Source organism: Aliiglaciecola sp. LCG003 (genome assembly GCF_030316135.1).
In the GTDB taxonomy this organism is placed as follows: domain Bacteria; phylum Pseudomonadota; class Gammaproteobacteria; order Enterobacterales; family Alteromonadaceae; genus Aliiglaciecola.
Genome location: NZ_CP128185.1, coordinates 590,597 through 605,473 on the forward strand (window position 1 = coordinate 590,597; position 14,877 = coordinate 605,473).

Sequence of the window (14,877 nt, forward strand, 5' to 3'; positions counted from 1 at the left end):
AAATCCTATTTTAGTCTTTCCTGTTATTTATAAAAAGCGCTAACCTTTATCTGGTCAAAATAGAGGTTAGCGATTTATGTCTTCATCTACCAATCAGGCAATAATGCCAGCAGCTGTGCTAAATGAGAGCCAGTGGAATCAAATTAACAACGCTATTGCGCCGTTGAACAAGGATCAGCTCACATGGATGAGCGGTTACTTGGCGGGGTTAGCCAATCAGCAAGTCGCAAGCCAAGCCACAGTGCCACTTGAAGCGGCTGAGTCAGAGCAAATACTTACTATTCTTTATGGCTCACAAACTGGCAATGCCAAAGGTATCGCGCAGGAATATAAAAGCAAAGCCGAAAATGCTGGTATTACCGTTAAATTAGCCAATATGGCTGACTACAAAGCCAAGCAATTGAAAAGTGAAAGCCATTTAATTGTTGTGGTTAGTACTCATGGTGAAGGGGACGCGCCTGATGATGCCATCGAATTGCACGAATTTGTTAGCGGTAAAAAAGCGCCTAAATTAGCTGGTCTAAAATATGCGGTAATTGGCTTAGGTGACAGTAGTTATGAATTTTTTTGTCAAACCGCTAAAGATTTCGATTTACGCTTAGAAGCGCTAGGAGCTAAGCGCGTTATCGATAGGGTCGACTGTGATGTGGATTATGATGCAGCAGCAACTGCATTTATTGATCAAGTCACCACCATGCTAAAAGATGAACTCACTGCTAAACAATCTCAAGTTGTGCAATTGCCGAGAACGGCCAGCGTTTCTGCCGCGCCTGTGGCATCTGAATTTAGCAAAAAGAATCCATTCAAAGCAACCTTGTCAGCGAGTCAAAAAATAACTGGCCGAGATTCTGTTAAAGATATCCGCCACATTGAAATTTCCTTGGAAGACTCTGGTATTCAATATCAGGCCGGTGATGCCCTAGGGGTTTGGTTTCGCAATGATGAAGCTTTAGCGGATGAGATCATCGCTTTATTGGCGCTGGACGCCGACGAACAGGTCAAGGTGGGTGATGAATCTATAACTATCAGACAAGCACTTACAGACAAGTATGAGTTAACCCTTGCATACCCAACTTTTATCAAAAGTTACTTAGAAGCTTCAGATAATGCGGCCTTACAAGCTCTGTTTGAAGATAAAAGTAAGCTAAGGGATTATCTAGCAGACAGGCAAATTGTTGATATAATTAGACAATTCCCAGCGAAAGTAACAGCAGCGCAATTAGCTCGAGCCTTGCGTCCGATTACGCCTAGATTATATTCCATTGCTTCCAGTCAGGCTGAAGTAGAAGACGAAGTGCACTTAACCGTAGCGCTAGTTGAATACAATGTTGATGGCAGTGTGCGCACCGGTGGCGCGTCTGGATTCTTAGCAGATCGCTTAGATGAAGGGCAAGAAGTTAAAGTGTTCGTTGAGCATAATAATAACTTCCGCTTACCAGAAAATTCAGATACACCGGTTATTATGGTCGGTCCTGGAACTGGCGTTGCGCCATTTAGAGCCTTTATGCAACAGCGTGCTGAGGATGACGCTCAAGGCAAAAATTGGTTGTTTTTTGGAAACCCCAACTTTACTCAAGACTTCCTATATCAAACCGAGTGGCAGCGCTTTGTTAAAGATGGTGTGGTTGACAAAATAAGCTTGGCATTTTCCCGCGATCAAGAGCAAAAAGTATATGTTCAACATAAACTTTTGGAGCACGGCCAAGAGGTTTATCAGTGGCTTGAAGATGGCGCACATTTCTATGTTTGTGGAGATGCCACGTATATGGCCAAAGACGTCCATGACGCGCTCTTAGCCATCCTTCAGCAATATGGCGGCAAAACTGCAGAACAGGCAGAGTCTTACTTAACCGAATTACGTCGTGCCAAACGCTATCAGAAGGACGTTTACTAATGACAACAGATACTAAATTTACAGTTGAAGGAAAATTGTCAGATAACGAGCGCTTAAAAAGCCAAAGCAATTTTCTTCGCGGTACAATCGAACAAGATTTGCAAGACGATCTGACCGGTGGTTTTACAGCAGATAATTTCCAACTGATCCGCTTCCACGGCATGTATCAGCAAGACGATCGAGACATTCGTGCAGAACGGGCTAAACAAAAACTAGAGCCATTGCATAATGTAATGCTTAGAGCCCGTTTACCTGGAGGGATTATCGCTCCTGATCAGTGGCTAGCAATCGACAAATTTGCAAAAGAGCATACATTATATGGCAGTATTCGTTTGACCACTCGTCAAACGTTTCAGTTTCACGGTGTACTCAAGCCTAAAATTAAGCAGATGCATCAAATGCTGAATAAGGTTGGCATTGACTCAATCGCAACTGCCGGTGACGTTAACCGAAATGTATTGTGTACATCAAATCCAGTTGAATCAGCAGTGCATCAACAGGCTTATGAGTGGGCTAAAAAAATCAGTGAACATTTACTGCCAAAAACTCGCGCTTACGCCGAGATATGGTTAGATGGTGAGAAAGTTGAAACCACTGAAAATGAACCTATTTTAGGTAACAATTACTTACCTCGTAAGTTTAAAACTACCGTGGTTATCCCTCCACATAATGACATTGACGTGCACGCAAATGACCTGAACTTTGTGGCCATTTCCGAAGACGGAGAACTGGTCGGGTTCAATGTTTTGGTGGGCGGTGGTTTAGCCATGACCCATGGTGATGAATCCACCTTCCCTCGCAAGGCTGACGACTTTGGCTTTATTACCCTTGATAAAACCTTGGACGTAGCTGCCGCTGTTGTTAGTACGCAACGTGACTGGGGGAATCGTGTAAATCGTAAAAATGCCAAAACTAAGTACACTTTAGAGCGCGTAGGTGTTGAAAACTTTAAAGCCGAAGTGGAAAAGCGCGCGGAAATAACTTTCGGACCAAGCCGTCCTTACACCTTTACCGATAGAGGCGACAGATTTGGTTGGGTAGAAGGCGTAGATGGTAAATACCATCTAACTCTGTTTATCGAAAATGGGCGTATTTTAGATTACCCAGGGAAAACCTTAAAAACCGGTTGTGCTGAGATTGCCAAGATCCACAAAGGTGATTTTCGTTTGACCGCCAATCAGAATTTGATTGTTGCTGGAGTGGCCCCTGATCAAAAAGAGGCGATAGAAGTGCTAGCAAGAATCCATGGCTTAATTTCTGATGGTGTAAGTAATCAGCGTTTAGATTCAATGGCTTGCGTGGCTTTGCCAACTTGCCCACTCGCCATGGCTGAAGCCGAACGCTATTTACCTGATGCGGTTACTGAGATCGAAACATTACTTGCTAAGCACGGTATAGCTGATAAAAGTATTATTTTCCGTGTAACGGGCTGCCCAAATGGTTGTGGACGGGCAATGCTGGCAGAAGTAGGTTTGGTGGGCAAAGGGCCGGGCAAATATAATCTACATTTAGGAGGGGACCGTGAAGGTACTCGCATTCCTAAAATGTATAAAGAAAATATTAGCGAACAAGAAATTTTAGATCATCTCGACCAACTAATCGGTCGCTGGTCTAGCGAAGCACTAGATAATGAAAGCTTCGGCGATTTTTTGATCCGCGCAAAAGTGGTTGCTCCGGTGATCAACTCTGCTAAGGACTTTTATGTCTAAAGTCGTGCTGCAAAGTGCCTCTGATTCGAATCAGCAAAGCCATTGGCTGAATCAATTGAGCAAAGAAGATTTTGCTCAATTGAATGCTGATTTAGAGCACAAAACACCGCAACAACGTGTTGCTTGGGCACTGGAAAACTTGCCAGGTCAGCATATTGTGTCGTCAAGTTTCGGTGCGCAATCTGCGGTGATGTTGCATCTTTTATCCCATCAATACCCTGATATCCCGGTTGTTTTGACTGACACTGGTTATTTGTTTCCAGAAACGTACCAATTTGTTGATCAGCTAAGCCAACGTTTAAAGCTTAACCTTCAGGTTTACCGTGCACCCATATCGCCAGCGTGGCAAGAAGCTCGACATGGCAGGCTGTGGGAGCAAGGGGTCGAGGGCATAGAGCAATACAATAAGATGAATAAAGTCTTACCTATGCAGCAAGCATTGCAGGAACTCGATGGAAAAACCTGGTTTGCAGGATTACGCAGATCCCAATCAGATAGTCGGGAAAATCTTGGTGTATTGCAGCGGCTGCAAGGGCAAACCAAAGTGTACCCAATAATAGATCAGTCCAACAAAGCCTTGCATGGTTACCTAAAAGAGCATGATCTGCCTTATCACCCGTTGTGGGAAAAAGGCTATGTTTCTATTGGAGATTGGCATACCACTCAAGCATTAGAGGCTGGTATGAGTGAACAAGATACGCGTTTCTTTGGTATGAAGCGCGAGTGTGGCCTTCACGAATTCGGCGACGGTATCTAGGCTCTACCAACCTAATAGCCATATGTGCTAAATATTTTTGCAAATATAAAAAACCTCCCTGCAGTACTGCTCGTGGAGGTTTTTTGTAGTTGATTAACTCAGATGATAGCGTCAAGGCCAGCTAGAACCTAGCCTTCTAGTTTATCTTGGGTTCTATTGTCAAAGTCACTGGCATCATGGCGCTCGTGTAATTGAGACTCGGGCTCCCCCCACGTCCGGTTGACAATGCGGCCTCGCTTAACTGGCTGACGCTCAGCTATTTGGTCAGTCCACCGCAAGACATTGGTATAAGTGTGGGCTTCAATAAACTCTGCCGCTTCATACACTTTGTTTTTGACCAACGCACCATACCATGGCCAAACAGCCATATCTGCAATGCTATATTGATCGCCGGCTAAGTATTCACGTTGGCCAAGTTGACGGTCTAAAACATCCAGTTGGCGTTTTATTTCCATAGTATAACGGTTGATGGGATATTCGTATTTTTCAGGGGCATACGCATAGAAGTGACCAAATCCACCACCTAACATAGGCGTGCTGCCCATTTGCCAAAATAGCCAAGACATACACTCAGTTCTACCTGTTAGGTCCTTGGGTATAAATTCGCCAAATTTTTCGGCTAAATACAGCATGATAGAACCGGACTCAAACACTCGGGTAGCGGGGGTTGTGCTAAGATCAACCAAGGCTGGGATTTTTGAGTTAGGATTTATATCCACAAAGCCACTACTAAATTGATCACCTTCCATAATATTAATAAGAAACGCGTCGTATTCTGCGCCTTTATGGCCTTTAGCTAAAAGCTCTTCAAGTAAAATCGTCACTTTTACGCCATTAGGCGTACCCAATGAATACAGCTGCAGTGGGTGTTTGCCAACGGGCAAATCTTTTTCGAAGGTTGCTCCTGCAATGGGGCGATTAATACTGGCAAAACGACCGCCGCTTTCTTTATCCCATGTCCAGACCTTAGGCGGTGTATAAGTTTTTGCTGTCATTTTATTTCCTTGCGTTAAGCGTATGGGCAAATCTGATCTTATTTAAACTTGTACTTACCATATCGGGTGTTGTTTATAAGTGAAACCACTATCTCTTAATTTACTTCAAAATCAGTGCTTAACATTTTCTTAAGATCATCTAGATAGCTAGTTTTACTCTTGCCGTGAATCAGCTTAGAAAGCTCTGCACCGATAGAGGTGAATTTGTAATACTGTAAACTTAACCCTCTGCGCTTAGGGGCAATATGTAAGGCCTCACCACTGCAGCGGTACTGACTTCTCGTGTTGATGGATAATTCGCTGGTTTCGATTTCGCTGTTGTAAATCAGGCCCAGATCGATCAAGGACAACAAATCAGGATAGGTTAATCCGTAGCTTGCTAAGTTAAGCTGATGATTAGGAGGTAGTCTAAAAAGTGACAAAATACTTGGCTTAACATTGTAGCCAAACAGGACTCTTAGACCATGTTCGTCCCTTTTCCGGCTTGCCAAGCTGACCGCAATTTTGAGGATCTTGGCATCTTTATGAGTAAGATTTTTTAGAGTTTGTAAGGTTTTTAAAGAAAAGGTACCAGGTTGTCCAATTTCAACCGCAAAAATCTTACCCCAAAGTTCCTGCATCGCTGGGGCGTTAATATCTTCAGCCATATCAATAAAGCTAAAAAACCAGTCGGGATCCAAATCGTCTCTACTGCTATGCTCTAAACTATAATTCATCGCCAAACTGAGCACGTTTTCGAGATTTTTTAGCTTACGTTGTGCTTTCACGTACTGATGTCGAGATACTTTCTTATTGGTGTCTTGGTCCATAGCAAGACCCGTAGTGGGAAATATTCCCGCTCGGGTAAACCATTGGATCATTTTATCCCGTGCCACAGGCTTAGGATTTGCCTCCACCCCGCTAACCTTGGGATCAGGTGAAACAGTTTTTTTAACATCCGTCGTCCCAGATGTTGAGGGTTTAATCAGGCTGGCAGGTGGACTGTTCGTTTCTATTTTCATATGTATTTAGGTTCAACATTATTATTTATCGATCTGCTCAAGCGGAAGTGCTGAAATTTACTACAATTGTTATTCCTCTTTTATACATATTACGATATGTTTGCGGTATAGAAACTTTTTTTCACCTAATGTTGTAGTTAAACGGAATGTTGAATGAGTCCAACGGGTTACGAAAACGATGAACTGATTTTTCTTGAAGAAGATGAATCTCCAGAAAATGAGCCAGTCTATGGACGCTGGAATATATTAGTTGTTGATGACGATGAAGAAATTCATTCTGTTACTCGATTGGCGCTGTCAGACTTAAAATTAAACAATAAAAAATTGCATTTTCATCATGCCTATTCTGGTGAACAGGCGTTAAAGTTGATGGAACAATTAGGTGACCGTCTCGCCATCGTATTGCTCGATGTGGTGATGGAAACTGATGATGCCGGACTAGTCGTGGCACGTAAGATGCGCGAAGAGCTTAAGTTGATGGAGCCGCGCATCATCCTCAGGACGGGACAACCGGGTTATGCTCCTGAAGAAAGTGTCATCAAAGAATATGATATCAATGACTATAAAACTAAAACTGAATTAACCCGCAGTAAACTAGTAACCACTATCATAGCTTCTTTACGTTCATACCAGCAGATTTTAACCATCAATCAAAGTCGTCGGGGATTGGAGCAAATCATTTATTCTTCGGCTAATTTGTTAGAAGAGCATTCGGTCAAGGGCTTCTGCGAAGGAGTGGTCACGCAAATTAGTTCGTTACTTGGCATTGAGTCTGGCGGTGTCGTTTGTGCCCGCGCCGGGGCGGTGTTAGACAAAGAAGATGACGGAGTCTATATTCTCGGAGCTGCTGGTGAATTTGCCCAGTATATTAATCAAAACCTCGATAATGTGCATGATGATCTTATTGTTAATGCGGTTAACCTTTGCCTGAAAAACCAGTCTCATATCTATGAAGAAGAATATACCGTTCTGTATTTAAATAGCTCCGGCTATGAGGCAGCGGTATTTCTTAAAATAAGAGATAAAATTGATGATGTTAATAAGAAACTATTGGAAGTGTTTTTATCCAGTATATCGGTCGGCTATGAAAATGTTAACTTATTTTATCGATTACGTAATGCTGCCTTTAGAGACTGGCTAACTAAATTGCCTAATCGTAATGAGTTTATCAATATGCTTGATGAAACATTACCCGACTGTGCAGACGGTCCTAACGTGGTGGCTTTGTTGGATATCAATCACTTTTCTGACGTGAATGATGGCCTAGGACAAGATGCCGGAAATAACTTACTCAAAGCTGTGTCAGAGCGGATCCAGAATTCATATAATGATAAGGCTAAATTAGGCCGTATTGGTGCTGACGTGTTTGGTATTATCGGCTGCGAAAGCCTAGTGAATCCAGTCCGTATAAGTGAAATTTTTGCTTTCCCATTTAAGGGTGGTGATCACACTCTACCTATTAATATTACCATGGGTCTTTGTCGCCTAAGCAGTGATAAAACCACCGGAATTAACCTACTTAAACAGACTAACATCGCGTTAAATCGAGCTAAGAAAGATTTGAACACTAATTTTGGTTACTACGAACCGCAGATGGAAGAAAAAACCACTTGGCGATTAGGCATGATCCGGCAATTACGCACGGACTTCTCTGCCCGTAAGTTAGAAGTCTGGTATCAGCCTCAAGTTGATCTGGTCAGTGAAAAAATCGTTGGAATGGAAGCGCTGTTGCGCTGGCCTTCGGAAAAAGAAGGTTATATTTCGCCAGCGGTATTTGTTCCCCTAGCCGAATACTCTGGTTTGATTATCGAAATTGGCGCTTGGGTACTAGAAGAATCCTGCCAACGATTAAAAGAGCTCATCAATAAAGGGTTCTCCGATATCAGAGTCGCTGTGAATATTTCAATGCCACAGTTTCGCGACCCTGAGTTCGTGCAGATGGTGAAAACGGCGATCATTGAACATCAAATTAATCCTGCTCAATTGGAGTTAGAAATAACCGAGAGCGTGGTAATGGATGAACCTCAAATTGTGGTCGAGTCACTCAAAGAATTAAAAGATTTTGGTGTGAAAATCGCTATTGATGATTTTGGAACCGGCTTTTCTTCAATGAGTTACTTACAACAATTACCATTAGATAGATTAAAAGTGGATCGCTCATTTATCAATGAAATCAAACCGAATCAATCTGCGTTTATTGCTGAAACCATAGTAACATTGGGAAATAGATTAGGGCTTCAGACTATTGCCGAGGGGATCGAGAAGCGTGAACAGGCCAGTTATATGCTGAAATTAGGCTGTGACGAAGCCCAAGGGTTCCTTTACGCTAAACCCATGCCCTTTGATGAGTTGGTAACCTTCTTGCAAAACTATAAACCGTCACATTGAGTTTTTAACACTTGGCGCATGTCAGGTAAAACATGCTGTTCAAACCACGTGTTCTTCTTCAGCCATATATTATTGCGCGGTGATGGGTGGGGTAATACCAAGAATACAGGCAAAAAGTCTTGCCATCTTCTTACCCGCTCGGTCAAGGTGTGGCGTTCTTGCAAATAGTAGTCTTGGGCAAATTTGCCGACTAAAAGTGTGATACTTGGTTGCATGTGCTGCAAAATGGCATCATGCCAGGTTGGTGCACAGCATTTTATGGGGGGCAAATCGCCACTTACTCCTTTACCTGGATAACAAAAGCTCATGGGCAGGATTGCTACTAAGTCCTCGTCGTAAAACTTATCCTTGTTGATACCTAGCCATGTTCTTAGTCTATCCCCAGAGGCATCATTGAAAGGCATGCTAGTTTGATGAGCGCGTAATCCAGGAGCATGGCCAATGACGCATATCTGACTGTTCCCATTACCTTGGATCACGGGATTTGGCGGATAAGGTAACAAGTCCGCACATTTCACACATGTTCGTGCTTGGGAAAAAATATCAGTTTTTGAATTTTTCATGAATATTTCAGTTTGTCACATAATTGTCATAAAACTATGATTCTAAATTGTTGGCCCAGATTAACAACTGTGTTATATTTTAGCCGTCGGCTTTCCGATATAACCCTAGGAGCAACACAATGCGTAAACTTTTTTCTCTTTTCTTTGTCTTGACCGTAGGCACGGTTGCGCATGCTCAGGCCGATCAACAGAACGCATTTGACTGTATGGACAAAGCATCTTTTGAAATCAATAGCCAATGTATGGCGAATAGCATCAGTCAGAATATTGATTATAAAAATGTGCAAATTGATATCGCCAATCGAGCTAGCTTACAAAGCGATAGCGTTATGGCCACGATCAAATTCTATCCAAAAGATATGCTTATTGAAGTCGTCGCTCACCGTGACGCATTATCTGACTCAAACTTGAGCGCCGCAGTAAAAAATTAAAAAAGGTTACATAATAAAAAGCCTGGCATTTGCCAGGCTTTTTTGTGTGCTCAACAATTTATTATGCAAAACTGAGTTGATTTAATTCTAACCATTTCTGTTTCTGTAATAACATACTCTGTTTGAGCTCTTTATACTTATAAGTCAGTTCCAGATTCTCATAACTCTTACGTAGATTGGCCTGTTTGATCTCTAATATGCGCTTTTTAGCGGCATAATATTCACTCATTTTCACTATCAATAAGTCGTATTCTCGTTGAAGCTTGCTGATGACTTCTTCTGCACCTTGCATATCTTCAATTTTCTGCTGAGCACGCTGCATCATCATAGCTAGCTTAGCTTTCTCAATACGTTCTTCGGGGCAGCGTCTCAAGTTCTTGGTCCAGCCAAAATAAGACAGTCCACGTATTAGCCACTTAGTTGGGTCGAACTGCCACCATTTAATACCGTTACGATAATCATATTCAAAAATGTGATGGTAGTTGTGGTAACCCTCACCGAAGGTGAAAAAGGCCAAGATGCCATTGTCTCTGGCGGTATTTTTATCTGTGTAAGGCTGTTTGCCCCAAATATGGGCCAGTGAATTGATAAAAAAGGTCACATGGTGAACGGCAACTAATCTAAAGACTCCAGCTAATAGCAACATACCTAATATATCGCCATTTAACCAACCCAACAAAATTGGAACACCGAAATTCATTGCTAGTACAATTGGTATGTAGTGACGATGTTGCCACATAACCACTGAATCTTTTTGTAAGTCTTTGCAATTGCTGTAATTATCATAACGATGGGACTGATATTCACGTAGCATCCAGCCGATATGAGAGAAGAAAAATCCCTGTTTCGCAGAGTAGGGATCCTTGCCGTTTTGGTCGACGAATTTATGGTGCACACGGTGATCTGAACACCAATGCAGGATACTATTTTGTAGTGCCATGGCACCACCCAGCGCAAGGACGACACGTACAAAAATATTCGCATCATATGTTTTATGCGACCACAGGCGGTGATATCCTGCGGTAATTGACATACCTGAAAAATAGATTAAAAATACACAGGCAATTATTTCCTGCATATCAAAACCATTGAAATAACCTTCAATAGGAATGCCAATTAAGGCTATTAAACCGGTTATGGTAAATATCATTACATTGGTAATAATAAGGCGTGGTTTCTTCATTTGTCCAACAATTTGAGCTTACATCTGTGCGCTAATTTAACTTTTATGCAGGTTTTAAGCAAGTAAATTCATTGAAATTAGCCGCGGTCTGCGCTGTAATCCATTTTAACATTCAGGCTCTGTACAGAGAGCTTTACTAGGATTTTTCGTGTCTTTGAATCGACAACAACAAAAACTAAAAACTCGCAGAGCGATTATTGATGCGACATTTGGTCTGCTAGACGAGCAACATAGCTTTTCAAGCATGAGCCTCAGAGAAGTCGCCAGAGCTGCGGGGATTGCTCCCACATCTTTTTACAGGCACTTCAAAGACATCGACGAGCTTGGTTTGACATTGGTAGATGAAGCGGGATTAACGTTACGTCAACTAATGCGCCAAGCGCGGGTCAGAATTGCCTCTGGTGGTGGCGTTATTAGTACTTCGATAGATACTTTCATGGAATTTATTAGCGCCAATAGCAACGTATTTAGATTGCTGCTCAGAGAACACACTGGAACCTCAAACGCATTTCGAGCGGCAGTCATAAGAGAAATACAGCACTTTACGGAAGAACTCACCGATTACACAGTGGCAACAACTGAATTAAATAAAGAATTGGCTAATATGCAAGCCGAAGCTATGGTTAAGCTGGTTTTCAGTACTGGTGCTGAAGCACTCGATTTAGACAAAAAACAACGTGCGTTGTTGGCAAAACGACTCAAAATTCAGCTGCGTTTTATATCAAACGGTGCAATTGAATATGCTAAATCGACAGCTTGATTATGCTCACACAGTTTCATTTATCAGCGCCTAGTTAAATAAACACCTGCTTCAACATGGTGGGTATAGGGAAATTGATCGAATAAAGCAAAGCGCTGAACTTTATGGGTTTTATTCAGCACTTGCAGATTGCTATTAAGGGTCTCAGGGTTACAAGAGATATAAACAATATTTTGGTACTGCTGAACCATTTTGACGGTTTCATCATCGAGGCCTGCTCGGGGTGGATCAACTAAAACGGTTTGGCAGTCATAAACTGACAAATCTATCCCTTGTAAACGATTGAATTCTCGTTTTCCCTGTTGAGCTTCTACGAATTCTTCACTCGACATACGCAAAATGGTGACATTGTGGGTTCCATTTGCATGGATGTTAACTTGCGCTGCAGCGACCGAGGTTTTAGATATTTCGGTAGCTAGCACCCGAGCGAAGTTTTGTGCCATGGGTATACTAAAATTACCTAAGCCACAATACAACTCAAGCAAATCTCCCTGACTATTCTGAGTTACGTCCAATGCCCATTCAATCATGTTGATATTGACTTGGGCATTGGGTTGGGTAAAGCTGTTCTCGATTTGTTTGAAGGTATAAGTTTTGCCCTTGATGAGCAATTTTTCTGTGACAAAATCTTTGTCCATCAGCATTTTTTGTTTACGGGCCCTGCCGACGATATCAATCACATATTTTTCCCGTAGAACATTCAAAATAGCTTCTATCTGAGCTTGCCAGTTTTCATCTAAAGGTTTGTGATATAGCAGCGAAACAACAATCTCACCACTAAGAGTGCTCAGATAATCAATTTGAAATAGCTTTCTTCTAGCAACCTCATTTTGCTTTAGCAAGCTAAGTAAGTCCTGCATTACCTGATTGATCAGATTACTTGCTGGTGGAAAGTCTGATACTTGATATTTCTCTTTGTTCTGGCTGTCGAACATAATATGAAAAAGATCAGCACCATCATGCCACACCCTGAATTCTGCGCGCATCCGATAATTGAGCTTTGTCGATGGGAATATTTCTAGCTCAGGCATATCGAATTCAGTAAAGCTGTGCTGCAACGCTTTGCTCTTGTGCGACAGTAAGCTGTCGTATTGCAAGGGATCAATTTGTGTTGGACGCACTGGATTGGTAGACATGATTCGATTCGACATTTATGGCTAGGGATCGCGAATTGTAAGGATTTACCCGTAGCTTGCAAATTGATTTCAAATTAATTCCAGTAATTTTTCAACAAATTCATTATTGTGGCAAAATCAAAATGGTAATTGTTCAAAATAAAAGCTAATTATTCTGGAGTTTTCGCCGATACTAATAACGAGGACAGTGAGGTGACAGAGATGAATTTTGGTGAAATAAAAACGTTTATGGGCAACAAGCCCCAAGCCAACCCTAATGAAGCGGTGCAACAGCAGTTGCGAGAGACTGGCTTGAAGCAAGCGGTTGAAGGTTTGCGCACACAATCTGACACTACGGTAGGCAAATTAAGCTCCCATAGCGCAGTAGCTTTACGGGTGTTCGGTAATTCTTTAAATCAAAATGTTCAATTGGACGGCAAAACAGTCAACGTACCCGTGCCAAAAGAAGCCTCCAAAGGGCTTTTCGATTTTGAAGAGATCGCTAAAAATGTGTTGAAGTTCGTCGGCGGTGTGATCAGCGGTGCAGCGAAAAGTGGTGCAGACGAAGACACTTTGATAAGTCTATTTGAGCAAGCACGTTCTGGTGTAGCTAAAGGCATAAAAATGGCTGAAAAAGATCTCGCCGGCTTTATGAATGAAGACATATCAAAGGGAATTAGCCGAAGCGCAGATATGATTGAGCAAGGTATCCAACGCCTACAAGATTCCCTACTAAAGGGCAGCAATGAAGATCAGCAAGCTGAAGGACGAGATGGCTCTACAAGTATATACAAATCATCAGAGTCGATTTCAGCTTCTATACAACAAAGTAGGTCCTTGAGTATCCGCACCGCTGACGGTGATGAAGTGACCATACGTTTTGAAGATGTTCAACAATTTGAATTAAATCGCCAGCGTTTGGTTGAGCAGCAAGCACCTAATTTTGGTTCGGCTACTGGTGGCGGTATTGAACGCAATGATGTGTTGCCCCGTGACATCACTGACGATGTAGTTTCTGACAACGAACTGCAAGGTGAGTCCCGAGGACGGGCAGGTGTAACCGGTTCACCAGATGTCGATATTAACGACAGCAAAGCTAATCAAAGCGCACAAGCGCAGCAGGCTATTTTTGTAGACAAAAGCAGCGTTAGTTTCTCAGTCACCGGTGAGCTAGATGAAAGTGAACTAGCCGCAATTGGACAATTAGTCAGTGATGTTAATTCATTAGCCACGACTTTTTTCGATGGTGATGTGGAAACCGCCTTTAATCAAGCCTTGGAACTGGGTTTCAACGAGCAGGAACTAACGGGCTTCGCGCTGCAATTGGCCCGACAAGAACGTGTTGAAGTGGTTAAAGCCTATGAATCTGTATCTCATTTTAACAATGATAAACAGGCTTCTGACCAAGCACAGAGACCTATTGAGAAAGTAAGTGATTACTTACAAAAGATGCTGGACGTTTTTGAGCAATCGAAACAAACACTGGCTGATGGCGAACAATACGAGAAGTTAGTAAACGGCATGGTAAATCATATCGATAACTTGGGTATTGATGATTTGATCAGTGCAATTAACGACTTCCATAGTTTTAATAATCGTCTGCTGTCTAATTTACCTAAGCAAGCAGAGCCCGCTTTAGGTGAGTCTTCTTAATAGCTAACATTGTTATTAATGGAAGTGGGTTTTTGGGATCTGATAAAAGGCTGAACACAGTGTTGTTCAGCCAAAAACCGCAGAGAAAGATACAGCTTTGTTACATAACCTTTTTAAGGTGTCTAACTATCAATTCGGTCATCTACTTGAGGTTCATTGTGCAATGTTCTGCAAGAAATGCATCTTTATCACTAGTGCCATGCCCGCATTAGGACCTGTTTCCCTCCAAAATTGCCCGCCTGTTAGAAACGCTCAGGCATATGAGGTTGCGCGTTTTTTTCACTACCGATGATATTAGAGGAATTGAGTGGGATAAAGCTATATTGCCAAACCATAAGAACCTCGTAAGGGAATATATACAAAGGTGAAAAATGCGGCTAAAATCTACCACTATGTAAAATTGAAGGCTTTGGAATATCGATACTATC

General features: G+C 42.2%; 12 protein-coding genes. 7 read left to right on the plus strand and 5 right to left on the minus strand.

All coding sequences use genetic code 11. From position 1 onward, the window contains the following. The first annotated feature begins 76 nt into the window (after nt 1-76). Genes QR722_RS02495 through QR722_RS02505 form a run of 3 tightly spaced genes read left to right on the plus strand, consistent with a single transcriptional unit; the run spans nt 77 to nt 4,360 of the window. Nucleotides 77-1,894, plus strand: a complete 1,818-nt coding sequence (locus QR722_RS02495) for an assimilatory sulfite reductase (NADPH) flavoprotein subunit (protein WP_286285178.1) — start codon at nt 77-79, stop codon at nt 1,892-1,894. After that, nucleotides 1,894-3,603 (plus strand): assimilatory sulfite reductase (NADPH) hemoprotein subunit, encoded by a 1,710-nt coding sequence (gene cysI, locus QR722_RS02500; protein WP_286285179.1) that lies wholly within the window; start codon nt 1,894-1,896, stop codon nt 3,601-3,603. Before QR722_RS02495 ends, cysI begins: the two co-directional genes overlap by 1 nt. Beyond that, the gene (locus QR722_RS02505) at nt 3,596-4,360 is read left to right on the plus strand and encodes a phosphoadenylyl-sulfate reductase (protein WP_286285180.1); all 765 of its coding nucleotides are present in this window, start codon (nt 3,596-3,598) and stop codon (nt 4,358-4,360) included. Before cysI ends, QR722_RS02505 begins: the two co-directional genes overlap by 8 nt. A gap of 128 nt (nt 4,361-4,488) precedes the next feature. Here the strand turns inward: QR722_RS02505 and yghU are convergent, their stop codons facing one another. After that, nucleotides 4,489-5,355, minus strand: a complete 867-nt coding sequence (gene yghU / locus QR722_RS02510; RefSeq protein WP_286285181.1) for a glutathione-dependent disulfide-bond oxidoreductase — start codon at nt 5,353-5,355, stop codon at nt 4,489-4,491. A 95-nt stretch (nt 5,356-5,450) separates the two neighbouring features. Continuing rightward, complete coding sequence (locus QR722_RS02515; protein WP_286285182.1) at nt 5,451-6,356, minus strand: TIGR03899 family protein; 906 nt, start codon at nt 6,354-6,356, stop codon at nt 5,451-5,453. Between the two features lie 153 nt (nt 6,357-6,509). On the opposite strand from QR722_RS02515, the gene QR722_RS02520 reads away from it, so the two are divergent. Further along, complete coding sequence (locus QR722_RS02520) at nt 6,510-8,744, plus strand: bifunctional diguanylate cyclase/phosphodiesterase (protein WP_286285183.1); 2,235 nt, start codon at nt 6,510-6,512, stop codon at nt 8,742-8,744. On the opposite strand, the gene QR722_RS02525 is transcribed toward QR722_RS02520, so the two are convergent. Further along, nucleotides 8,726-9,307 carry a uracil-DNA glycosylase family protein gene (locus QR722_RS02525; RefSeq protein ID WP_286285184.1) on the minus strand — a complete coding sequence of 194 codons (582 nt, stop codon included), beginning with the start codon at nt 9,305-9,307 and terminating at the stop codon, nt 8,726-8,728. The genes QR722_RS02520 and QR722_RS02525 overlap by 19 nt on opposite strands. A gap of 119 nt (nt 9,308-9,426) precedes the next feature. Between QR722_RS02525 and QR722_RS02530 the strand changes: the two genes are divergently transcribed. Next, nucleotides 9,427-9,738, plus strand: coding sequence for a hypothetical protein (locus tag QR722_RS02530; protein WP_286285185.1), 312 nt, complete (start codon nt 9,427-9,429; stop codon nt 9,736-9,738). 61 nt (nt 9,739-9,799) lie between these two features. Here QR722_RS02530 and QR722_RS02535 read toward each other — a convergent pair whose 3' ends face one another. Beyond that, the gene (locus tag QR722_RS02535) at nt 9,800-10,921 is read right to left on the minus strand and encodes an acyl-CoA desaturase (protein ID WP_286285186.1); all 1,122 of its coding nucleotides are present in this window, start codon (nt 10,919-10,921) and stop codon (nt 9,800-9,802) included. 154 nt (nt 10,922-11,075) lie between these two features. Between QR722_RS02535 and fabR the strand changes: the two genes are divergently transcribed. Then, on the plus strand, nt 11,076-11,681 hold the full coding sequence (fabR, locus tag QR722_RS02540; protein WP_286287533.1) for an HTH-type transcriptional repressor FabR: 606 nt from the start codon (nt 11,076-11,078) through the stop codon (nt 11,679-11,681). Nucleotides 11,682-11,704: 23 nt separating this feature from the next. Here fabR and trmA read toward each other — a convergent pair whose 3' ends face one another. Beyond that, the gene (trmA, locus tag QR722_RS02545; RefSeq protein ID WP_286287535.1) at nt 11,705-12,802 is read right to left on the minus strand and encodes a tRNA (uridine(54)-C5)-methyltransferase TrmA; all 1,098 of its coding nucleotides are present in this window, start codon (nt 12,800-12,802) and stop codon (nt 11,705-11,707) included. A 216-nt stretch (nt 12,803-13,018) separates the two neighbouring features. Here trmA and QR722_RS02550 point away from each other — a divergent pair, with 216 nt between their 5' ends. Further along, nucleotides 13,019-14,449 (plus strand): DUF5610 domain-containing protein, encoded by a 1,431-nt coding sequence (locus QR722_RS02550; RefSeq protein ID WP_286287537.1) that lies wholly within the window; start codon nt 13,019-13,021, stop codon nt 14,447-14,449. The last annotated feature ends 428 nt before the right edge of the window (nt 14,450-14,877 follow it).

Coding starts and splice junctions, on each gene's coding strand:
- QR722_RS02495 (WP_286285178.1), top strand. CDS start 77: ATGTCTTCATCTACCAATCAGGCAATAATGCCAGCAGCTGTGCTAAAT.
- cysI (WP_286285179.1), top strand. CDS start 1,894: ATGACAACAGATACTAAATTTACAGTTGAAGGAAAATTGTCAGATAAC.
- QR722_RS02505 (WP_286285180.1), top strand. CDS start 3,596: ATGTCTAAAGTCGTGCTGCAAAGTGCCTCTGATTCGAATCAGCAAAGC.
- yghU (WP_286285181.1), bottom strand. CDS start 5,355: ATGACAGCAAAAACTTATACACCGCCTAAGGTCTGGACATGGGATAAA.
- QR722_RS02515 (WP_286285182.1), bottom strand. CDS start 6,356: ATGAAAATAGAAACGAACAGTCCACCTGCCAGCCTGATTAAACCCTCA.
- QR722_RS02520 (WP_286285183.1), top strand. CDS start 6,510: ATGAGTCCAACGGGTTACGAAAACGATGAACTGATTTTTCTTGAAGAA.
- QR722_RS02525 (WP_286285184.1), bottom strand. CDS start 9,307: ATGAAAAATTCAAAAACTGATATTTTTTCCCAAGCACGAACATGTGTG.
- QR722_RS02530 (WP_286285185.1), top strand. CDS start 9,427: ATGCGTAAACTTTTTTCTCTTTTCTTTGTCTTGACCGTAGGCACGGTT.
- QR722_RS02535 (WP_286285186.1), bottom strand. CDS start 10,921: ATGAAGAAACCACGCCTTATTATTACCAATGTAATGATATTTACCATA.
- QR722_RS02550 (WP_286287537.1), top strand. CDS start 13,019: ATGAATTTTGGTGAAATAAAAACGTTTATGGGCAACAAGCCCCAAGCC.